The sequence below is a fragment of the Streptomyces sp. NPDC002825 genome, assembly GCF_040295385.1.
GTDB lineage: Bacteria > Actinomycetota > Actinomycetes > Streptomycetales > Streptomycetaceae > Streptomyces.
Genome location: NZ_JBEOVH010000026.1, coordinates 75,359 through 95,811, shown reverse-complemented (window position 1 = coordinate 95,811; position 20,453 = coordinate 75,359). Strand labels below are relative to the sequence as shown.

At 72.3% G+C, this 20,453-nt stretch carries 18 protein-coding genes and 1 riboswitch; of the genes, 13 read left to right on the top strand and 5 right to left on the bottom strand.

The window, feature by feature from the left end:
• Positions 1–42: 42 nt before the first annotated feature.
• A complete protein-coding gene (locus ABT041_RS28240) occupies positions 43–1,278 on the bottom strand; it encodes an MFS transporter (protein ID WP_351189425.1) in 1,236 nt (411 codons plus the stop codon).
• Between the two features lie 124 nt (positions 1,279–1,402).
• Between ABT041_RS28240 and ABT041_RS28235 the strand changes: the two genes are divergently transcribed.
• Complete coding sequence (locus tag ABT041_RS28235; RefSeq protein WP_351189422.1) at positions 1,403–2,563, top strand: ROK family transcriptional regulator; 1,161 nt, start codon at positions 1,403–1,405, stop codon at positions 2,561–2,563.
• A 118-nt stretch (positions 2,564–2,681) separates the two neighbouring features.
• Here the strand turns inward: ABT041_RS28235 and ABT041_RS28230 are convergent, their stop codons facing one another.
• Positions 2,682–5,045: a chitinase C-terminal domain-containing protein gene (locus ABT041_RS28230; protein ID WP_351189419.1), complete on the bottom strand. Its 2,364-nt coding sequence runs from the start codon at positions 5,043–5,045 to the stop codon at positions 2,682–2,684.
• A 243-nt stretch (positions 5,046–5,288) separates the two neighbouring features.
• A riboswitch (FMN riboswitch) is annotated at positions 5,289–5,418 on the top strand.
• 171 nt (positions 5,419–5,589) lie between these two features.
• Here ABT041_RS28230 and ribD point away from each other — a divergent pair.
• The 11 genes from ribD to ABT041_RS28175 all read left to right on the top strand — a co-directional run bounded on the left by ribD (position 5,590) and on the right by ABT041_RS28175 (position 15,578).
• Positions 5,590–6,708 carry a bifunctional diaminohydroxyphosphoribosylaminopyrimidine deaminase/5-amino-6-(5-phosphoribosylamino)uracil reductase RibD gene (gene ribD, locus ABT041_RS28225; RefSeq protein WP_351189416.1) on the top strand — a complete coding sequence of 373 codons (1,119 nt, stop codon included), beginning with the start codon at positions 5,590–5,592 and terminating at the stop codon, positions 6,706–6,708.
• Positions 6,709–6,710: 2 nt separating this feature from the next.
• Positions 6,711–7,319: a riboflavin synthase gene (locus ABT041_RS28220; RefSeq protein ID WP_351189413.1), complete on the top strand. Its 609-nt coding sequence runs from the start codon at positions 6,711–6,713 to the stop codon at positions 7,317–7,319.
• Between the two features lie 5 nt (positions 7,320–7,324).
• A complete protein-coding gene (locus tag ABT041_RS28215; RefSeq protein ID WP_351189520.1) occupies positions 7,325–7,960 on the top strand; it encodes a nicotinamide mononucleotide transporter family protein in 636 nt (211 codons plus the stop codon).
• Positions 7,957–9,234 carry a bifunctional 3,4-dihydroxy-2-butanone-4-phosphate synthase/GTP cyclohydrolase II gene (locus tag ABT041_RS28210; protein WP_351189411.1) on the top strand — a complete coding sequence of 426 codons (1,278 nt, stop codon included), beginning with the start codon at positions 7,957–7,959 and terminating at the stop codon, positions 9,232–9,234. Before ABT041_RS28215 ends, ABT041_RS28210 begins: the two co-directional genes overlap by 4 nt.
• Positions 9,235–9,273: 39 nt before the next feature.
• Positions 9,274–9,759 carry a 6,7-dimethyl-8-ribityllumazine synthase gene (ribH, locus tag ABT041_RS28205; RefSeq protein ID WP_024760819.1) on the top strand — a complete coding sequence of 162 codons (486 nt, stop codon included), beginning with the start codon at positions 9,274–9,276 and terminating at the stop codon, positions 9,757–9,759.
• A 35-nt stretch (positions 9,760–9,794) separates the two neighbouring features.
• Positions 9,795–10,067 (top strand): phosphoribosyl-ATP diphosphatase, encoded by a 273-nt coding sequence (locus ABT041_RS28200; protein WP_030691288.1) that lies wholly within the window; start codon positions 9,795–9,797, stop codon positions 10,065–10,067.
• A 98-nt stretch (positions 10,068–10,165) separates the two neighbouring features.
• Entirely contained in the window at positions 10,166–11,014 is an 849-nt protein-coding gene (hisG, locus tag ABT041_RS28195) for an ATP phosphoribosyltransferase (protein WP_351189407.1), read from the top strand.
• Between the two features lie 45 nt (positions 11,015–11,059).
• A complete protein-coding gene (locus ABT041_RS28190; RefSeq protein WP_351189404.1) occupies positions 11,060–11,512 on the top strand; it encodes a PH domain-containing protein in 453 nt (150 codons plus the stop codon).
• Between the two features lie 274 nt (positions 11,513–11,786).
• Positions 11,787–13,226 (top strand): hemolysin family protein, encoded by a 1,440-nt coding sequence (locus ABT041_RS28185; protein ID WP_351189402.1) that lies wholly within the window; start codon positions 11,787–11,789, stop codon positions 13,224–13,226.
• Entirely contained in the window at positions 13,223–14,287 is a 1,065-nt protein-coding gene (locus ABT041_RS28180; protein ID WP_351189399.1) for a hemolysin family protein, read from the top strand. The genes ABT041_RS28185 and ABT041_RS28180 overlap by 4 nt, the downstream gene beginning before the upstream one ends.
• Before the next feature lie 163 nt (positions 14,288–14,450).
• On the top strand, positions 14,451–15,578 hold the full coding sequence (locus tag ABT041_RS28175; RefSeq protein WP_351189396.1) for a CapA family protein: 1,128 nt from the start codon (positions 14,451–14,453) through the stop codon (positions 15,576–15,578).
• Here the strand turns inward: ABT041_RS28175 and ABT041_RS28170 are convergent.
• Together ABT041_RS28170 and ABT041_RS28165 are read right to left on the bottom strand one after the other, a co-directional pair.
• Positions 15,575–17,494: an AAA family ATPase gene (locus tag ABT041_RS28170; RefSeq protein ID WP_351189517.1), complete on the bottom strand. Its 1,920-nt coding sequence runs from the start codon at positions 17,492–17,494 to the stop codon at positions 15,575–15,577. The two genes, ABT041_RS28175 and ABT041_RS28170, sit on opposite strands and share 4 nt — an antisense overlap.
• 320 nt (positions 17,495–17,814) lie before the next feature.
• The gene (locus ABT041_RS28165; protein WP_351189393.1) at positions 17,815–18,444 is read right to left on the bottom strand and encodes a uridine kinase family protein; all 630 of its coding nucleotides are present in this window, start codon (positions 18,442–18,444) and stop codon (positions 17,815–17,817) included.
• A 203-nt stretch (positions 18,445–18,647) separates the two neighbouring features.
• Here ABT041_RS28165 and ABT041_RS28160 point away from each other — a divergent pair, with 203 nt between their 5' ends.
• On the top strand, positions 18,648–20,051 hold the full coding sequence (locus tag ABT041_RS28160; RefSeq protein ID WP_351189390.1) for a C39 family peptidase: 1,404 nt from the start codon (positions 18,648–18,650) through the stop codon (positions 20,049–20,051).
• Here the strand turns inward: ABT041_RS28160 and ABT041_RS28155 are convergent.
• Entirely contained in the window at positions 19,957–20,307 is a 351-nt protein-coding gene (locus ABT041_RS28155; protein WP_351189514.1) for a tyrosine-type recombinase/integrase, read from the bottom strand. The two genes, ABT041_RS28160 and ABT041_RS28155, sit on opposite strands and share 95 nt — an antisense overlap.
• Positions 20,308–20,453 lie beyond the last annotated feature (146 nt).

The following is a 20,453-nucleotide window of genomic DNA, read 5'->3' as shown; positions in this document are numbered from 1 at the left end:
GCGCCGCCGCCGGACGGAGTTTTCGACGATTCGTCCCGGGACCTAGGCCACCGGCCCGGCGTCCTGGCCCACCGGGTCGGCGCTCTTCGCCGGCGCGGGCGTCGACGACGCCGTCTCCCGGCCGCCGGTCCTGAGCACGCCCGCGCCGAGCACCAGACCCAGGGTGAGCAGGGTGACCAGGCCGAAGGAGAAGACGAGGGAGGTCGCGTCCGCGATGCCGCCGATCGCCGAGGGGGCGATGAGGCCGGAGGTGTACGTGATGGTGGCGACGCCCGCGATGGCCTGGCTCGGGTTCGGGCCGCTGCGCCCGGCCGCGGCGAACGCCAGCGGGACGACGACCGCGATCCCGAGCCCGATCAGACCGAAACCGGCCATCGCGACGGCGGCGTGCGGGGCGAGGACCACCAGGACCCCGCCGAGGGTGGCGACGGCGCCCCCGACCCGTACCGTACGGACCGCGCCGAAGCGGTCCACCACCCGGTCGCCGGCCAGCCGCGCCACCGCCATCGTCAGCGCGAAGGCGGTCGTGGAGGCGGCCGCGAGCCCCGCCGAGCTGCCCAGCTCGTCCCGGAGGTAGACGGCCGACCAGTCGAGGCTGGCGCCCTCCGCGAACACCCCGCAGAAACCGATGGCGCCGATGATCAGCGCGGACCTCGGCGGCAGCGAGAAGCGCGGCGGCGGCTCCTCCTCCGGGGTGCTGCGGACGTCGAGCACGCCCTGGCAGAAGACCAGACCGAGCGCGGTGAGCACGAGGGCCGCGACCAGGTGGTGCAGCCGGGCGTCGCCGCCGAGATGGGCGGCGACCGTGCCGGCGGCCGAGCCGAGCAGGGCGCCCACGCTCCACATGCCGTGCAGGCTCGACATGATGGACTTGCCGAGCCGGTTCTCGGTCTCGACGCCGAGCGCGTTCATCGCCACGTCGGACATGCCCGCGGTCGCCCCGTACACGAGGAGCGCGCCGCACAGCCCCCAGATGTTCGGGGCGAGCGAGGGCAGCGTGAGCGCGAGGGTCCACAGGGCGAGCAGGCCGCGCAGCGCCGTGCGGGCGCCGAAGCGGTGGGACACGGCCCCGGCCAGCGGCATCGCGAGGGAGGCGCCGAGCGCGGGGAAGGCGAGCGCGAGCCCGAGCTGGCCGGCGCTGACGCCCGCGTGCTCCTGGATCCAGGGGATCCGGGTCGCGAAGCTCCCGGTGACCGAGCCGTGCACGCAGAAGACGGCGGCGACGGCGAAGCGCGCCCGCCGGAGGCGATCGGTGCTGGTGACGGTCTCCGCCGCCATGGGCCCTCCCTGTGGTCGTGCTGTCCCGGAGATGCGGTCTGCCGCGTAAACTATCAGGAACCCTGCCTGATAAATAGACCACGGTGAGGGCCCCCGGGTCCGGCGCGTCTGAGAGGATCCCCGCATGGCCGCATCCCCGAGCACCGCACGAGCCATCAACGACCGGTTCGCCCTGCGACTGCTCCAGGACGAAGGCCCGTTGACGGCCACTCAGCTCAAGACGCTCACCGGACTCTCCCGGCCGACCGTCGCCGATCTCGTCGAACGGCTGCGGGAGTCCGGCCTCGTCCACGTCGTGGGGGAGGCGGGCGCGGAGCGCCGCGGTCCCAACGCCAAGCTGTACGGGATCGTGGCCGAGCGCGCCCACCTCGCGGCGCTCGACGTGCGGACCGACTCGGTCTCCGTCGTCGTCGCCGACCTGCTCGGCACCACCCTCGCCGAGGCTTCGGCGCCCGTCGGGGACGACAACGGCACCGGACCCGCCGTGGAGAAGGCGGTCACGCTCCTGGAGCGGACCGTGAAGGAGGCCGGCGTCGACCGGCTGCACACCGTGGCCGTGGGCGCGCCCGGCCTGATCGACCCGGCCACCGGCGAGCTCCGCGACTCCACCGGGCTGCCCGCCTGGCACCGGCGGCTCGTCGCGGTGCTCCAGGAGCGGCTCCCCGCGCGCGTGCTCGTGGAGAACGAGACCAACCTCGCCGCCGTCGCCGAATTCCGCGAGGGCGCGGCCCGCGACCGCGAGGACTTCGTGCTCCTCTGGCTCGGCCAGGGCGTCGGCGCGGCGGTCGTCCTCGGCGGCCGGGTCCGGCGCGGGGCCTCCGGCGGTGCGGGCGAGATCGGCTTCCTGCCGGTCCCCGGCACCTCGGGCCTCCCGTCGGGCACGAACTGCGACGGCGGTTTCCACGAACTGGTCGGCGCGGCGGCCGTCGAGACCTTGGCCACGACCCATGGCGTCACCCCGGCAAACGCCCTGACCCCGGAACCGGGCCGGGCGCCCGCGCCGGCCACCGGCGGCGGGCGTGAGGCGTTTCTCGACGTGCTCGCGGAGCGGCTCGCGATCGGGGCCGCTGCCGTCGCCTCCGTACTGGATCCGGGGTGTGTGGTGCTCGGTGGGGAGACCGGGCACCGGGGCGGTGACGAGCTGGCCTCGCGGGTGGAGGCCGTGCTTGCGCGGCTTTCGCCGCTGCGGACCGGGGTTCGGGCGAGCACCCTCGGCGACGCGGCCGTGCTCCGGGGCGCGTTGCTGCGCGCCCGCGACGCCGCGCAGGACGACCTGTTCCCGTAAAGGACGGCGGGAGAAGCCCGAACGCCGCGCCCCGGGACGGGAGCGCGGCGTTCGGCGTGGGAGCCCGGCGGCGGCAAGGGCCGTGAGTGACCGCCGCCGGGGGTTCAGCGGGGGAGCGTCAGCAGGTGCCGAGGTCCTTCCAGACGCCCCATTCGCCGGTCGTGCCCGGCTCCTCGTTCTGCGTCCACCACTGGGCCTTCCACTTGTGGCCCTTGTGGGAGACCTCGTTGCCCGCGTTGTAGATCGTGCCGGCCACGTACGCCGGGGCGGTGCAGGTCGTGGTGGGCGGCGTCGTCGTCGGGGGAGTGGTCGTCGGCGGGGTCGTGGGCTCCGTGGTCGGGGGCGTGGTCGGCGGGGTGGTGGTGCCCGGCTCGACGACCGTCGTGCCGCGGGCCAGGTCGCCGGCGAGGGCGTACGTCGTACCGTTGATGTTCACCGTCCAGTTGGAGGGGGTGGACACCGGCAGGTAGTAGTTGAACGCCAGGTCGACCGTGGCGCCCGGGGCGAGCGACTGCCAGGCCGGGAGCTTCAGGGAGACGCGGTGGAAGTCGCCCTTCAGGCCGCCCACGTTGGAGCCCGTGTGGTCGCTGCTGATGACCTTCGTGCCGAAGCCGGACTGGTCGGAGGCGTTGTCCGGGGCGGAGGTGCCGTAGTCGAACTGGAACTCCGTGCCGCCGGGCAGCGTCGTCGCCGTGTTGTTGGTGATCTTGATCTTCGGGGTGATGGGGTAGTTCGAGTCGCCCAGCTTGAACTCGGTGAACTGGGTGTCGATCTTCACGGCCTGGGCCGGCAGCGCCTTGTTGGACTTCTTCGCGCCGTACGGGGTGGCCGTCTTGAACTTGTCGTACATCAGCGACGTGAGCGTGGAGCCCATCTCGTACTGGCCCTTGGTGGCGTTCCAGGCGTAGTCGCCGGCCATCTCCCAGACCATGGTGCCGCCGATGCCGCGGGCGACCACGTAGTCGGCCTTCGCGGCCACGGACTGCTCGTCCTCGGTGGAGAGGAAGACCTTCTTCTCGGCGTTCCACAGCCACGGCGCGACCAGCGTCGCGTCGTACTTGCGGGCGTAGGTGCCGGTCAGCGTGGTGTTCGCCGGGAAGCCGTACTGGGTGACGTAGTCGCCGACGATCCCCTTCTCCAGGTTCTTGGCGTGCCACATCGGGTTGGAACCGGCGGGCGACTCGACGCCGTTGGTGTCCTTGTCGTGCCAGAGGTTGTCGATGCCGGTGGCGCCGTCGCCGCACTTGGTCAGACCGGCGCCCGCCGGGCAGGTGGTCGCGGCCGCCTTGCCCCACAGGCCGTCGGTGCCGCCCTGCACGTTCTTGTGGCCGCGGGTGTAGTAGGGCAGGCCGATGTTGATGCGGCCGGCCGGCATGGAGCCGCGGAAGTAGTGGTACGCCCAGTCGGTGTTGAGGTAGCCGATGGAGCCGTACTGCGAGGAGCCGTACACGTTCGCGGCGGCCAGCTCGGCGTCCTTGCCGTCGTCGAAGAGCGAGGCGTTGGGGCCGACGTACTCGTTCCAGGCGCCGTGCAGGTCGTAGGACATGATGTTGACGTAGTCCAGGTACTTCTGCATCTGGAAGGTCTCCATGCCGCGCAGCAGGTAGCCGGAGGAGGGGGCGGCGACGGTGAGCAGGTAGTGCTTGCCGTCGGCGGCGCCGGCCGTGTCCAGCTTCTCGCGCAGGGACTTCATGAGGGCCGCGTAGCCCTGCACGAGCCCGGCGCGGCGCGCGTTGGAGATCTGCCAGTCGAGGGGGTTGCCCGCGTCCTTCATCGTGGTCGGGTACTCGTAGTCGATGTCGACGCCGTTGAACCCGTACGTGCGGATGAAGTCGACGGCCGAGTTCGCGAAGGTGTCGATCCCGGCCTGGTTGACCGAACCGTCGGCGTTGGTGGCCATCGAGTAGAAGCCGCCGGAGCCCACCCGGTCGCCGTTGTCGGCGAAGTAGCCGCCGGTCTCCGCCCAGCCGCCGACCGAGATCAGCGTCTTGACGTTCGGGTGCTGCTTCTTGAACTTGTTGAGCAGGTTGAAGTGGCCCTTGTAGGAGTACGCGGGGTCCATCTCGGCGCCCGCGACACCGGGCCAGGTCATCCCGGTGGCGGCGTTGTCGGGGCCGTCCGCGCCCACGGAGAGCTTGTTGTCGCCGCCGATGTGACCGAAGGCGTAGTTGATGTGGGTGACCTTGTCCCACGGTATGTCCTTGGCCAGGTACGCGGGCTGGCCGTTCTTGCCGGTGCGCCAGCCGGTGAAGTAGCCGATGACCCGGCGCTGGTGGTCCGCGCCCATCTTCTCGCGGCCCTCGGTGTCGTAGACCGAGCAGTACGGGACGTCGACGCCGGGGGTCTTGTAGAGCCCGTCGGGTCGACAGGACTCGTTGTCGGCGGCGTACGAGACGCCGCCGGAGAGCGAGCTGAGCAGCAGCCCGGCGACGGCCGCGCCGGACGCGATCAGCGAGGCTCTCTTCGTCGTGGGGGACAACACGATGGGTTCCTCCAAGGGAGGTCTGCGGAACACAACGAACAAGGGGGTGGGTCGTGTTGGGCCCGTGGAGTGCGCACGCCGACGGACCGTTACCTCGGAGGTGACACGGAGATTAAGAGGACTAGACCAGTGCGTCAATAGGTCTGGACCAAAGAAGGATCCTGTGGGAGTCTGTGAGGCAGCCCACAGGGTTCGGGGCTATCGCCTCACGCGGGGCGTGGCACACTGGCCCTGTATCAGCAGCAGCGCACTCCGGGGTCGGTGTAATTCCGAACCGGCGGTATAGTCCGCGACCCGTCCGCAGCCAGCGGCCGGTTGACCAGGTGAGATTCCTGGACCGACGGTGAAAGTCCGGATGGGAGGCAGTGCGCGGCGGGTGACCCCTTCCAGGGGTGTGCCGGCCGTACGTCCGCTGGTGGCCGCGTTCCGTCGGCGCACCCGTGGACCTCCGGCCTACCGGCATACCCCGTGCGAGGCGTCCTTCCCGCTCTCTGTCGTCATCGACAGGCCCCGGAGTCCGTGCCCGAAGAGGCAGGAGGACCCGGTGGCCCAGCAGGCCGACATCACCGCCATGCGACGCGCCGTCGAGCTCGCCGCACGCGGACTCGGCGCCACCAGCCCCAACCCCGTCGTCGGCTGCGTCATCACCGACGCCTCCGGACACCAGGTCGGCGAGGGCTTCCACCAGCGCGCCGGCGGCCCCCACGCCGAGGTCCACGCCCTGCGCGCGGCCGGCGTCCTGGCCCGCGGCGGCACGGCCTACGTCACCCTCGAACCCTGCAACCACACCGGCCGCACCGGCCCCTGCGCCCAGGCCCTCATCGAGGCCGGGATCAGCCGGGTCGTGTACGCCGTCGGCGACCCGAATCCCCAGGCCACGGGCGGTGCCGACACCCTCCGTGCCGCCGGGGTCGAGGTCGAGCAGGGCCTCCTGCAGGACGAGGCCGAGGCCGGCAACCTCGCCTGGCTCACCTCCGTGCGCAAGGGCCGCCCCTTCGTCCGCTGGAAGTACGCCGCCACCCTCGACGGCCGGATCGCCGCCGCCGACGGCACCTCCCGCTGGATCAGCTCCGCCGAGTCCCGCGCCGACGTCCACCGGCTGCGCGCCGAGGCCGACGCCGTCGTCGTCGGCTCCGGCACCGCCCGCGCCGACGACCCCCACCTGGCCGTCCGGGGCGTCGAAGGCGCCGTACAGCCGCTGCGCGTCGTCGTCGACACCGAGGCGACCGCCGTCAAGCCCGGCGCCCGGGTCCTCGACGAGGCCGCCCCCACCCTGATCGCCGTCGCCGAGGACGCCGAGACGTCCCTCGTCGACACCGCCGTCGCCGGGAGCCCGCTCGCCGGGACCGCGGCCGCCGAGGTCGTACGGCTTCCCAGGGCCGAGCGCGGCCTCGCCGTCCCCGCCCTCCTGGACGCCCTCCACGCGCGCGGTGTCCGCTCGATCCTCCTCGAAGGCGGACCCACCCTCGCGGGCGCCTTCATCGCCGCGGGCGCCGTCGACCAGGTCGTCGGCTACCTGGCCCCGGTCCTCCTCGGCGCGGGCCCCGGCGCCCTCGCCGACGCCGGAATCAGCACCATCACCGAAGCGTTGCGGCTCGACATCACCGATACCGCGCGCATCGGATCCGACCTCCGCATCACCGCCACCCTCAAGGGAGCCTGACCGTGTTCACCGGAATCGTCGAAGAACTGGGCGAGGTCGTCGCCGTCGAGCAGCTGGAGGACGCCTCCCGCTTCCGGCTGCGCGGCCCCCTGGTCACGGAAGGCGCCCAGCACGGCGACTCCATCGCCGTCAACGGTGTCTGTCTCACGGTCGTCGAGTTCGGCGACGGCGAGTTCACCGCCGACGTCATGGCCGAGACCCTCAAGCGGTCCAGCCTCGGCGCCCTCGAAGTCGGCTCCCGGGTCAACCTGGAGCGGCCCATGGCCGTCGGCGGCCGCCTCGGCGGTCACATCGTCCAGGGCCACGTCGACGGCACCGGCACCATCCTGGAGCGGACCCCGTCCGAGCACTGGGAGCTCGTCAAGGTCGGGCTGCCCGCCCACCTCTCCCGGTACGTCGTCGAGAAGGGCTCGATCACCGTCGACGGCGTCAGCCTCACCGTCGTCGAGGTCGGGGACGACTGGTTCACCATCAGCCTCATCCCGACCACCCTCGACCTGACCACGCTCGGCATCAAGCAGTCCGGCGACCCGGTCAACCTCGAAGTGGACGTCATCGCCAAGTACGTCGAGCGGCTGCTCGGCACCGACGCCAAGGAGAACGAGAAGTGAACCAGCTGGACTGGCTCAACTCCGAGGCGTTCACCGTCCTCGACCAGCACATCATCTGGTCCGACATGATCGGAAACATCCTCGGACTCGTCGCCCTCGCCCTCGGCTGGCGCCGCAACGTCTGGACCTGGCCCGTGCAGTTCCTCGCCGGCCTCATCCTCTTCGGCGCCTTCTTCGGCCACCTCACCGGCAGCGCCGGCAAGCAGGTCGTCGTCATGCTGGTGGCGCTCTACGGCTGGTGGCAGTGGCAGCGCGGCAAGGGACAGGGCGCCGACGGCCACATCACCGTGCGCTTCGCCGGCTGGGGCGAGCGTGCCGCCATGATCGCCGCGGCCGCCGTCGGCACCGTCGGCGTGGCCCTGCTCTTCGAGGCCTTCCCGAAGCTGTCCTGGGACCCGTGGCCCGACGCGTACATCTTCGTCGGCACCGTCGTCGCCATGTACGCCCAGGCCCGCGGCATGGTCGAGTTCTGGTTCGCCTGGCTGCTCGTCGACCTCGTCGGCGTCCCGCTGAACTTCGCCAACGGCTACGCCTTCTCCGGCTTCGTCTACGTCATCTACGGCGCGCTCGTCCTGTGGGGCATGCGCGACTGGTGGCTGCGCTCCCGCAGCACCGCAGTCCTGGAAGGAGCCCACGCGTGAACGCCCATTCCCTCTGGGACGCCACCGACCTCGCCCTCGACCCCGTCGAGCAGGCCATCCGCGACATCGCCGCCGGCCGGCCCGTCGTCGTCGTCGACGACGAGGACCGCGAGAACGAGGGCGACCTCGTCATCGCCGCCGAGAAGGCCACCCCCGAGATCGTCGCCTTCATGATGAGCGAGTGCCGCGGCCTGATCTGCGCCCCCATGGAGGACGAGGAGCTGGAGCGCCTCGAACTCCCGCAGATGGTCGCGCACAACACCGAGTCGATGCGCACGGCCTTCACCGTCTCCGTCGACGCGTCCCCCGCCCACGGCGTCACCACCGGCATCTCCGCCGCCGACCGCGCCACCACCCTGCGGATGCTGGCCTCCGGCAGCCACGAGCCCTCCGACTTCGTCCGCCCGGGCCACATCTTCCCGCTGCGCGCCAAGCCCGGCGGCGTCCTCGTCCGCAACGGCCACACCGAGGCCGCCGTCGACCTCGCCCGCCTCGCGGGCCTCCGCCCGGCCGGCGCGATCGTCGAGATCGCCGGCGAGGACGGCGTCATGCTGCGCCTGCCCGAGCTGGTCCCCTTCGCCCGCAAGCACGGCCTGACGATCATTTCCATCGAGGACCTGATCGCCTACCGGCGCTCCGCCGAACCGACCGTCCGCCGCGAGGCCGAGGTCCAGCTCCCCACCGCCCACGGCGAGTTCACCGCGTACGGCTACCGCTCCACCGTCGACGGCGTCGAGCACGTCGCCCTCGTCCACGGCGAGATCGGCGACGGCGAGGACGTCCTCGTCCGCGTCCACTCCGAGTGCCTCACCGGCGACATCTTCCACTCGCTGCGCTGCGACTGCGGCCCCCAGCTGCAGGCCTCCATGGACCGCATCACCGAGGCCGGGCGCGGCGTCGTCGTCTACCTGCGCGGCCACGAGGGCCGCGGCATCGGCCTGCTGTCCAAGCTGCGCGCGTACGAGCTCCAGGAGCAGGGCCGCGACACCCTCGACGCCAACCTCGAACTCGGCCTGCCCGCCGACGCCCGCGACTACGCGGCCGGCGCGCAGATCCTCGCCGACCTCGGCGTCCGCAGCCTGCGCCTGATGACCAACAACCCCGACAAGATCGACGCCCTCACCCGGCACGGCCTGCGGGTCGAGGGCCGCGAGCCCATGCCGGTCCAGGCCGGCGAGCACAACCTCCGCTACCTGCGCACCAAGCGGGACCGGATGGGGCACGACCTGCCCTGGCTGGACGGCTCCCAGGCCTCCACCTGCAACAACCAGTGATCACGTACGGAACCAGCTAGAAGATCGGCAAGGAGAGACATGAGCGGCAAGGGCGCACCCGTCCTCAGCGTGAAGAACTGCGGCGACCTCCGGGTCGCGGTCATCGCGGCGCAGTGGCACGAGAAGATCATGGACGGTCTCGTCGACGGCGCCCTGCGCGCCCTCAGCGAGCTCGGCATCGACGAGCCGACGCTCCTGCGCGTCCCCGGCAGCTTCGAGCTCCCGGTCGTGGCGAAGGTGCTCGCCGGGCGCGGCTACGATGCCATCGTGGCGCTCGGCGTCGTCATCCGCGGCGGAACGCCGCACTTCGAGTACGTGTGCCAGGGCGTCACCCACGGCCTCACCCAGGTCTCGATCGACACCGGCGTACCCGTCGGATTCGGTGTCCTCACCGTCGACAACGAGGAGCAGGCGCTCGACCGCGCCGGCCTCGAGGGATCCTCCGAGGACAAGGGCCACGAGGCCGTCACCGCCGCCGTCGCCACCGCCACCACCCTGCGCACGGTCAGCGAGCCCTGGCGCTAGGACCGCGCCCCTTACCCCGTACTCTTAGGACCATCATGGCGAACAAAACCTTCGAAGAGCTCTTCTCCGAGCTCAAGCTCAAGGCAGAGACCGGCGATCCGGCCACCTCCCGCACGGCGGAGCTGGTGGGCAAGGGCGTCCATGCCATCGGCAAGAAGGTCGTCGAGGAGGCCGCCGAGGTCTGGATGGCCGCCGAGTACGAGGGCAAGGAAGCGGCCGCCGAGGAGATCTCGCAGCTGCTGTACCACGTCCAGGTGATGATGGTCGCCCGCGGGATCTCGCTCGACGACGTCTACGCCCACCTCTGAGCGCGACCTTCCGAGCACGACCTCTGAGCACGACCTCTGAGCACAACCGAAAAAGCCCACACCCTCCCCAAGACTCCCAGGCAAAGGAAGCTCACCCCATGCTGCGCATCGCCGTCCCCAACAAGGGTTCCCTCTCCGGACCTGCGTCGGCAATGCTCCATGAGGCCGGCTACCGCCAGCGCAAAGAGTCCAAGGAACTCGTGGTCATCGACCCCGACAACGAGGTCGAGTTCTTCTACCTCCGGCCGAAGGACATCGCGATCTACGTCGCCTCCGGGAAGCTGGACATCGGCATCACCGGCCGTGACCTGCTCCTGGACTCCGGAGCCAGCGCCGAGGAGATCCTCGCGCTGAACTTCGGCCGCTCCACCTTCCGGTACGCCACCCGCCCGGGCACCGCGAACGGCCCCGAGGACTTCGGCGGCATGACGATCGCCACCTCCTACGAGGGCATCGTCGCCAAGCACCTCGCCGACCAGGGCATCGACGCCTCCGTCGTCCACCTGGACGGCGCGGTGGAGACCGCGATCCAGCTGGGCGTCGCCCAGGTCATCGCGGACGTCGTGGAGACCGGCACCAGCCTGCGCAACGCCGGCCTGGAGGTCATCGGCGAGCCGATCCTGACCTCCGAGGCCGTCGTCATCCGCCGCCACGGCGCCGCGGACGACCACCCGCAGGTGCAGCAGTTCATGCGCCGCCTCCAGGGCGTCCTCGTCGCCCGCAGCTACGTGATGATGGACTACGACTGCCGAGCCGAGCACCTGGAGCAGGCCGTCGCCCTCACCCCGGGCCTGGAGTCGCCGACCGTCTCCCCGCTGCACAACGAGGGCTGGGTCGCCGTCCGCGCGATGGTCCCCGCCAAGGAGGCGCAGCGGATCATGGACGACCTGTACGAGATCGGCGCCCGCGCCATCCTCACCACCGCCATCCACGCCTGCCGCCTCTGACGGCCCGCAGGCCCGCACGTCCCACCAGGCACTGAGGAACCCCTGATGTCGCAGTCCACGACGCCCGCCCTCCCGGTCACCTTCCGCCCCGGGCGCACCCGGGCGATCCTGCTGACGATGGGCCTCGCGATGTTCGTCGTCATCACGGCCGTCGCGATGATGCTGGAGCGCCTCGGACCGGGGGAGCGCGCCAGCTTCGTCTTCACCGCCGCGCTGCTCTCCGGGGTCCTGGTCCTGCTGAGCCGTCCCAAGGTCGTGGCCGACGAGGACGGCGTGACGGTCGTCAACATCACCAGGACCCGGCGCCTCGCCTGGGCGGAGATCCTCAAGGTCAACCTCCGCCCCGGCGACCCCTGGGTCTTCCTGGACCTGAGCGACGGCACGAGCCTGCCCGCCCTCGGCATCCAGCCCGGGATCGCCAAGGAATCGGCGATCCGCGACGCCCGCGCCCTGCGGGCCCTCGCGGACAGCCGCGGAACGAGCGCCGAAACCCGCTGACACCCCGATCCGGCTTGGGGGAAACCCCGATCCGGGCCCGGGGCGACCTGGGGGAAACCCCGATCCGTCCCCCATCCGGGGCCGACCCCCTGCCCCTCGGGGCGTTCACGTGACTACTCTGGAGACGGTGGTGCCGAGCGGCACCACCGTCTCGCGTGTGCAGGGCCGCGACCGCGGCCCGCGAGACCTCCCTTCGACCCGAGGAGTGACTCCCTCCAGCAATGGACGGATCGTCCGGTAGTACCTGCGCCGCCCCCTCCCTGGAGGCGGCGGCATGATCGTCTCCCTTCTGCTGCTCTTCGCGGCCTTCCTCCTGATCCTCGCCAACGGCTTCTTCGTGGCCGCCGAGTTCGGCCTCGTGACCGTCGAGCGCGCCGAGGCCGAGCGGGCCGCGGCCGCCGGCGACCGGCGCGCCCGCACCGTCGTCACCGCGCTGCGCGAGCTGTCCTTCCAGCTCTCCGGGACCCAGCTGGGCATCACCATCACCTCGCTGGTCGTCGGCATGCTCGCCGAGCCCGCGCTCGCCGGACTCCTCCACGGGCCGCTGACCGCGACCGGACTGCCCGAAGGGGCCGTCTCCGGGATCTCGGTGGTGGTCGGCATGCTGCTCGCCTCCGCCGTCCAGATGGTCGTCGGCGAGCTCGTCCCGAAGAACTGGGCGGTCTCCCGGCCGCTCCAGGTCGCCCGCTTCGTCGCCACCCCGCAGCGCCGCTTCTCGGCGCTGTTCCGGCCGGTGATCTCCCTGCTCAACAGGGTCGCGAACCGGCTGGTGCGGCTCCTGGGCGTCGAGCCCACCGAGGAGCTGGACTCCGTCCGCACCCCCGGCGAGCTCGTCTCGCTGGCCCGGCACTCCGCCCAGGCCGGCGCGCTCGAACAGGACACCGCCGACCTCTTCGTACGGACCCTGTCCCTCGGCGGGCTCACCGCCGAGCAGGTCATGACCCCGCGCGTGAAGGTCAGCGCCCTCCAGTGGGACGCCACGGCGGCCGACGTCCTCAACCTCACCCGGGCCACCGGCCTCTCGCGCTTCCCGGTCTACCGGGACCGCATCGACGAGATCGTCGGCATGGTCCACCTCAAGGACGCGCTCGCCGTCGCCCCGCACGCCCGCCTGCGCACCCCCGTCGGACGGATCGCGGTCCCGCCGCTGCTCGTCCCCGAGACGCTGCCCGCCCAGACGCTCCTGGAGCGGCTGCGCCGGGAGCAGCCGATCGCGGTGGTCGTCGACGAGTACGGCGGCACGGCCGGCGTGGTCACCCTGGAGGACATCGTGGAGGAGCTCGTCGGCGAGGTTCGCGACGAGCACGACACGGCCGCCGACGGCCGGCCCGAGCTGGCCGCGGCGCCCGCCGAGGACGGCCGTCCCGCCTGGGAGGCCGACGGCTCCTGCCGGGTGCACACCCTGCGCCGGATAGGCCTCGACGTGCCCGACGGGCCGTACGAGACCGTGGCCGGCCTCGTCGCCGACCTCCTCGGGCGCATTCCGGCCCCCGGGGACCGCGCGGAGCTCCCCGGCTGGCGGCTCTCGGTGCGCCAGGTGGACCGCTACCGCGCCGAACGGGTACGGATCGTCCGCACGGCCCCGGACACGGACCGGGTCGCGGCCGTCCCGGCCCCCGGCCCGGACGCGGTCGTGACCGACCCGGCCCTCGGCCCCGACCCGGTCGCGGCGGCCGCCGCCTCCACGCCCGTCGCGGTGGAGGCCGCCCGATGAGCACCCTGCAACTCCTCTTCGCCGTCCTCCTGGTCCTCGCCAACGGCTTCTTCGTCGGGGCCGAGTTCGCCCTCGTCTCCGTCCGGCGCAGCCAGATCGAGCCGCTCGGCGGCGCCAGGGCCAAGCAGGTCCTGCACGGCCTGGAGAACCTGCCGCAGATGATGGCCGCCGCCCAGTTCGGCATCACCGTCTGCTCCCTGACGCTCGGCGCCGTCGCCGAGCCGACCGTCGCCCACCTCCTCGAACCGGTCTTCCACACGATCGGCGTCCCGGAGGGGCTGATCCATCCGCTCGGCTACGTCATCGCCCTCGCCGCGGTCGTCTTCCTCCACCTCGTCATCGGCGAGATGGTCCCGAAGAACCTGGCGATGGCCGACCCCGAGCGCACCGCCCTCTGGCTCGCCCCCGGCCTGGTCGGCTTCGCCCGGCTCTGCCGGCCCGTCACGGCCGCGCTCGGCGCCTGCGCCCGGATCGTCCTGAAGGCGTTCAAGGTCGAGCCGAAGGACGAGGTGGAGGCGGTCTTCACCAGCGCCCAGCTCGGCCGGCTCGTGGAGGACGCGGGCCAGGCGGGGCTGCTCGACCCGGTCGAGCAGGAGCGCCTGGAGGACGCCCTCGAACTCGGCAGCCGCCCGGTGACGGACGTCCTCATCGCCCCGGCCTCCCTCGTCACGGTCCCGCCGTCGGTCACCCCGCGCGAGATCGAGGAGCTGACCGTACGGACCGGGTACTCCCGGTTCCCGGTCCGCGCCGAGGGCCGGGCGACCTTCATGGGCTTCGTCCACGTGAAGGACGTCCTGGACCTGGACGAGCGGGAGCGGGCGGTGCCGCAGCGGCTGTGGCGCCCGATGGCGACGCTCCGCGCGGAGCTGCCGCTCGACGACGCCCTCACCGTGATGCGCCGCGCCGCCACCCATCTGGCGCAGGTCGCGGACGGCTCGGGCCGGGTCCTCGGCCTGGTCGCCCTGGAGGACGTCCTGGAGATGCTGGTGGGCGAGGTCCGCGACCCCGCCCACCGTGTCCAGCCCCCACCCGGACCGGCGCCGGTCCCGGCTCGGGGCTAGCACCCGGCAGGCCGGCTCCGGTCCCGGCTCGGGGCTAGCACCGGGCAGGCCGGCTCCGGTCCCGGCTCGGGGCCGGCACCCGGCAGGCCCGTGACGTCCGTCCCCCGGGGCAGGACGTCACGGGCCGCGGAGCGCCGGAGGGCCCTGCGACTAGCCTGGGAGCATGGGCGGCGGTGGTCTGACCGGGCTGTTCCTCTGCGGAGACGTGATGCTCGGCCGGGGAATCGACCAGATCCTTCCCCATCCGCTGGACCCCGCCCTGCCCGAGCGGTACGTACGGGACGCCCGGGACTACGTGGCCCTCGCGGAGGCGCGTCACGGGCCCGTTCCGCGTCCGGCCGCCCCGGACTACCCGTGGGGCGAGGCGCTCCGGCTCATCGACGAGGCCCGGCCGGACGCCCGCGTCGTCAATCTGGAGACCTCCGTCACCCACCACGACGTGCCGACGCCCGGCAAGGCCGTGCACTACCGGATGTCGCCGGCCGATCTGCCCGCGCTCACCGCCGTCCGCCCCGACGTGGTCGTCCTCGCCAACAACCACGTCCTCGACTACGGGCGGCGCGGCCTCGACGACACCCTCGACGCCCTCGCCGCCGCCGGGCTGCGCACCGCGGGCGCCGGGCGGGACGCCGAGGAGGCCACCCGGCCCGCGGTGGTGCCGCTGCCGGGCGGGCGCCGGCTGCTCGTCCACGCGCTCGGGCTGCCGTCCAGCGGGGTGCCCCGGGCCTGGGCCGCCACCGATCGCCGAGGAGGCGTGCACTACGCCGAAGGGCCGTACGACGAGGCCGCGACCCGGCTCGCCGGCCGAGTGCGCGCGGAACGGCGCCCGGGGGACCTGGTCCTCGTCTCGGTCCATTGGGGTTCCAACTGGGGTTACGCCCCGGACCGCGCCCAGGTCGCGTTCGGGCACGCCCTCGTCGACGCGGGCGCCGACATCGTGCACGGGCACTCCTCGCACCACCCTCGGCCCCTGGAGGCGTACGGCGGCAGGCTCGTCCTGCACGGGTGCGGCGACCTCGTCAACGACTACGAGGGGATCAGCGGCCAGGAGCAGTACCGCGACGACCTGCGCCTGCTGTACTTCGTCACCGTCCACGACGAGGACGGCACCCTGGCGGAGGTCCGGCTCGTGCCCCTGCGCAGCCGACGGCTGAGGCTCGAACGGGCCCCGCTGCAGGACGCGCGCTGGCTCCACGACGTGCTCCGCCGCATCAGCCGCCCCTTCGGCATGCGGATCGACTCCGCGCCCGGGGGAGAGACCCTCACGGCCCGGGCCCTGCGCGGAGGCTAGTACCCCGGGGGCTCCTGCTGCGGGCCGCGGTCGACCGGGCCGCGGCCCGACAGGACCTCGCCGTACGCCTGCATGAGGTCGGCGAGCCGCAGGGTGGCGAGGTCCTCCCGGCTCGGGGTCCCCGGGTATCCGGAGAGCCGCAGGTCCCGGTAGGCGCAGGACTTCTCGTACAGGGTGCGCAGGAAGCGCCCGTTGCCGAGCTCGTCGATCCAGCCCTGCTCGACGACGTGCCCGCTGATCGAGCGCAGCTCGTCGAGGGCCTCCTCGTCCCAGCCGTCCCCGTTCGCCGAGGCGAGGACCTCGCCGATGGCGGTCAGTTCCAGCGGCCGGTACGAGGGGAAGTCGACCCGGGTGGTGAACCGCGAGGAAAGCCCGGGGTTGGTGCTGAGCAGCCGGTCCATGCCCTCGGGGTAGCCGGCGAGGATGACCACGAGGTGGTCCCGGTTGTCCTCGGCCCGCTTCAGGAGCACCTGGAGGGCCTCGTCGCCGTACGCGTCGCCCTTGCTGTAGCCGGAGTTGGAGAGCGCGTACGCCTCGTCCACGAACAGCACCCCGCCGACCGCCGAGTCGATCAGCTCATTGGCCTTGACCGCCGTCTGGCCCAGGAACTCGCCCACCAGATCGGCCCGTTGGGCCTCCACGAGATGGTCGCCGCCGAGCAGCCCGAGGGCGTAGAAGACCCGCCCCAGGATCCTGGCGACCGTGGTCTTCCCGGTGCCCGAGGGGCCGGAGAAGACGAAGTGGCGTTTGGGCGGCTGGACCGGAAGGCCCTGTCCGGCGCGGAGCCGCGCCATCTCCAGCTGCGCCGACAGCGCCTTGACCTGGCGCTTGACCGGTTCGAGCCCGACCATGCCCTCCAGCTCGGCGAGCGCCTCCGCGAGGAGCACCGGATCGGTGGGCCCCGCCGGGAAGCGCGGCGGCATCGGCTGGCCGGGCAGCGGCGCCTTCTGCCGTACGGTCTCCGGCGGCGTGACGGGGGCGGCCGGCGGCACCGGTTCGGGCGCGAGCCGCAGCCCGTCGCCGAGTCCGCCGGGGTCGGGCTCGGCACCCGGCACGGTGTCCACCGCGTCCTGGCCGAGGCCCCCGCCGAGCGTGCCCATCGCGACCGTCGCGAGGCCGGCCGGGTCGTCGACGCCGTCGTAGCCCTCGAAGCCGTCGTACTCGGCGATCGCCGCCAGCCGGGCGGCGGTGTCCATGAACGCCGGATCGATCCGGTGCACCGCCCGGTAGAGCGGCAGCGCGGCGGCGCTGCGCCCGGTGCCCTCGTGGGCGCGGGCGAGCCAGTACCGCAGCTCCTTGCGCTGCGGCTGCTCGCTGCGGCACCGCATCAGGGAGGCGGAGAGGAGCGGCTCGGCCTGGCTGTACATCTCCAGGCGCACCCGGGCCATCCCGCCGAAGAGTCCGGCCTCGATGCCGAGCAGCGGATCGTCGACGAGGGTCTCGGTGTGCCGGACGAGCTGGTCCCAGTCCTTGACGAGATAGGCGCGACAGGCGTGCAGGAAGCGCACCTGCGGGTCGGTGTCGACCGGCGGGAGGCCCGCGAGGGCGCGGTCGAGCTCCGGCACATGGCGGCCGTCGAGCCAGTGGGAGGCGTGCGCGAGCAGCAGGTCGCGCGGGCTCTCCAGGACCGGCTGCACCCACCAGCCCAGCCAGTACCAGGAGTTCAGGGTGCGCCGGTACCGGGTCCGCTGCTCGCCGAAGCGGTCGCGGTTGCGGTACATGCGCAGCAGTGCGGTCGTGGTGTCGACCCGGAGCGCGTGCAGCCCGAGCCAGGCGTCCGCCATCCCGGGATCGATCCGTACCGCCGTCCGGAACTCGTCCTCCGCCTGCGGATACGCGCCCATCGTGTAGGCGTCGACTCCGCGCAGCCAGGCGAGCTCGGCCGGGGCCTGCGAGCCCTGCGTGCCGATGTCCATCGGGTCCCCCACAACCGTCATCGCATGGACGGGATTTGACCGCACCTGGGGGCATCGTACCTGCGCAGGGGGGGTGTGCTTAAGGAGAAGCGCATGATCCGCAAGCAGTGACCCTGGGTGAGCATCAGGGCGTGCCAAGGGCCCGCAGAGGGGTCCCGGGAGGGCTTCCGAGGGCAGAACGAAGCCCCCGATCACGGGGGAACAACCGGGGGCTTCGTGTCTGCGGCGGCTCCGAAAAGCCGCACATTCAGAACGTAAGACCTGTACGCCCCGTCGGTCAAGCGAAGTTGAGGCACTTGCGGAAGTGGACTTCCGCCCCCTCAGTTCACGGCCAGGACGCCGTCACTGTGGGTGATGATCTGGTCCGCGCCCGCTGTCACGGACGGCCCGGCAAGCCAGTCGTACCCCTCCGGGCACTCCCGTACCAGGGTGTCGGCGAAGGGCCGGGAGGGGTCCCCGGCGAAATGGCGAGTCTCCGCCACGGTCCAGCCGTCCCAGAAGGACGCCTGCTCCGCCCCGTCCCGCCGGCGCCCCCGCTCCCAGGACTCCTCGGCACCCCGCTCCATCCACAGCAGCCACGCCAGGAACGGCCGCACCAGCCGCCGGCCGGCGCCCACGCCCTCGACGAGGACCACCGGCGCCGCGGGCAGCGCCCGCGCCTCCCCGAAGCGCCGCAGCCGCCAGTCGTACGGGCGGTACAAGGCGGTCTCCCCGCGCGAGAGCGGCTCCAGGACCTGCTCCCGCAGCCGGCCGGTCCACTCGAAGAGCTCCTCGTGCGTGGCGAGGTCGTCGAGGTGGAGCACCGGGGCGTCGCCGAGGGCGGCGGCGAGACGGGCCGCGAGGGTGGACTTGCCGGAGCCCGCGTGACCGTCGACCGCGATCAGCCGGACCGGTCCGCAGGAGGGCGGCAGCCGGAGCAGCGCATGGGCGGCGCGGTCGAGGTCGTTCATGGGGCCCAGGGTAGGGGAGGAGAGGACCGTCGCAGGTCAGGGAGGTGCCACCGCCAGTGGTGAAGACCAATATTGGTGCCGCGACGCGGGTCGAAGTGCTGGCGGAGGGCCCGCGGGAGCCGGGATAGTGGGCCCGCGCAGCCCCGCCGGCAGAGCTCCTGTAGTTCCGTACGCCCACCGTTCTCGACTGGGGGTCACCGCCCATGACCAGCTCCACCCCGCGCAGAACCGTCCTTGCCGCGGCGCTCGCGGCCGCCGCGGGGACGGCCGCCACCGGCCCCGCCGCGGCAGCCGTCCCCACCACACCGTCCGGCCCCGACTGCGCCGCCTCCGACTGCGCGGCCGAAGGCGGCGACCGGGGCCACGCCCCCGCCGCCGGTCTCGTCGACAACCGCTTCTGGTCCTCGTACACGGACTGGAGGTGCGGCACGGCGGCCGGTACGCAGGCGGTCGCCGGCCGCCGCCCCGGCCTGGTACTCGACACCCCCACCGGCCGCCTCGACTACACCGACCCGCACACCGGACGCACCTCCGCCTGGGAGTACGCGAGCTGGACCTCGCCCGTCCACACTCCGGCCGTGCCCGCCACCGAGGTCATCGCCTCCTGGAACGCCGAGACACCCCCCGGCACCTGGCTCCAGGTCGAACTCTCCGGCACCTACTCCGACGCCGGCACCACCCCCTGGTACGTGCTCGGCCGCTGGGCCTCCGGCGACGACGACATCCGCCGCACCTCGGTCGACGACCAGACGGACGGGAAGAGCACCGTCTGGACCGACACCTTCGCCATCGACGACGCGGCGAGCGGCCTGCGGCTGAGCTCGTACCGCCTCCGTCTGACCCTCTATCGCACCCCGGGCAGCGACCTCACCCCCACGGTGTGGCGGCTCGGCGCCATGGCCTCGGACATCCCGGACCGCTTCACCGTCCCGGCCTCCGAACCGGGCCTGGAACGCGAGCTGGACGTCCCGCGCTACTCCCAGAACATCCACGTCGGCCAGTACCCCGAGTACGACAACGGCGGCGAGGCCTGGTGCAGCCCGACCTCCTCCCAGATGATCGTCGAGTACTGGGGGCGCGTGCCCACGGCCGAACAGCTGGCCTGGGTGAACCCGGCCTTCGCCGACCCGCAGGTCTGCCACGCGGCCCGCTTCACCTACGACCACCAGTACCTGGGCTGCGGCAACTGGCCCTTCAACGCCGCCTACGCGGCCGGCTACCCCGACATGAACGCCGTCGTCACCCGGCTCCGCTCGCTCACGGAACTCGAATCGCTGGTCCGGGCCGGCATCCCGGCCATAACGTCCCAGTCCTTCCGCAAGGAGGAACTGACCGGCGCCGGTTACGGCACCTCGGGCCACCTGATGACCGTCATCGGCTTCACCCCCGACGGCGACGTCATCGCCAACGACCCCGCCTCACCGAGCAACGAGGCGGTCCGCCGGGTCTACCGGCGCCGCGAGTGGGAGAACATCTGGCTGCGCACGAAGAGGTACGACGCGAACGGCAAGGTCAGAAGCGGTACGGGCGGTGTCTGCTACCTCTTCTGGCCGGTCGAGCCGGCACCGGGCCAGCACCGCGCGCTGCAGGCACTCGGCCTGGTGTGAGCATGTGCGGCCCGACGGTCGTCTCGACGACCTGACGGCAGCGCTCCTGGACGTCCTGCGTGAGGCGGCCGTACCGGTCCACCGTGACCTTGATCGAACGATGTCCGAGCCGGCGAGACACCTCGTGGATGGACACTCCGTTGGTCAGGGCCACGGTGGTCCACTCGTGCCGCAAGTCGTGCGGGTTGTATGCGGGAAGCTCGAGCCGCTTGATGGCGCGGTCCCACGACTTCCGTAGGAGATCGGGATACGGCATTCCGCCGCTCGCATTGCAGATCGGAAGCCGGTCGATGAATGGCTCAAGGGAGGCAGGCACGGGTATGTCGCGCCACTCGCCTTCTTTCCGATGCTTCAACGGGGCGTATTTCGGCGTGTACTTTCCGAAAGCGTCCTTTTAGTGAA

Excerpts from the sequence above, each read along its gene's own strand:
- ABT041_RS28240 (WP_351189425.1), bottom strand. The coding sequence starts at position 1,278 with ATGGCGGCGGAGACCGTCACCAGCACCGATCGCCTCCGGCGGGCGCGC.
- ABT041_RS28235 (WP_351189422.1), top strand. The coding sequence starts at position 1,403 with ATGGCCGCATCCCCGAGCACCGCACGAGCCATCAACGACCGGTTCGCC.
- ribH (WP_024760819.1), top strand. The coding sequence starts at position 9,274 with ATGAGCGGCAAGGGCGCACCCGTCCTCAGCGTGAAGAACTGCGGCGAC.
- ABT041_RS28200 (WP_030691288.1), top strand. The coding sequence starts at position 9,795 with ATGGCGAACAAAACCTTCGAAGAGCTCTTCTCCGAGCTCAAGCTCAAG.
- hisG (WP_351189407.1), top strand. The coding sequence starts at position 10,166 with ATGCTGCGCATCGCCGTCCCCAACAAGGGTTCCCTCTCCGGACCTGCG.
- ABT041_RS28190 (WP_351189404.1), top strand. The coding sequence starts at position 11,060 with ATGTCGCAGTCCACGACGCCCGCCCTCCCGGTCACCTTCCGCCCCGGG.
- ABT041_RS28185 (WP_351189402.1), top strand. The coding sequence starts at position 11,787 with ATGATCGTCTCCCTTCTGCTGCTCTTCGCGGCCTTCCTCCTGATCCTC.
- ABT041_RS28180 (WP_351189399.1), top strand. The coding sequence starts at position 13,223 with ATGAGCACCCTGCAACTCCTCTTCGCCGTCCTCCTGGTCCTCGCCAAC.
- ABT041_RS28175 (WP_351189396.1), top strand. The coding sequence starts at position 14,451 with ATGGGCGGCGGTGGTCTGACCGGGCTGTTCCTCTGCGGAGACGTGATG.
- ABT041_RS28170 (WP_351189517.1), bottom strand. The coding sequence starts at position 17,494 with ATGGACATCGGCACGCAGGGCTCGCAGGCCCCGGCCGAGCTCGCCTGG.
- ABT041_RS28165 (WP_351189393.1), bottom strand. The coding sequence starts at position 18,444 with ATGAACGACCTCGACCGCGCCGCCCATGCGCTGCTCCGGCTGCCGCCC.
- ABT041_RS28160 (WP_351189390.1), top strand. The coding sequence starts at position 18,648 with ATGACCAGCTCCACCCCGCGCAGAACCGTCCTTGCCGCGGCGCTCGCG.
- ABT041_RS28155 (WP_351189514.1), bottom strand. The coding sequence starts at position 20,307 with ATGCCGTATCCCGATCTCCTACGGAAGTCGTGGGACCGCGCCATCAAG.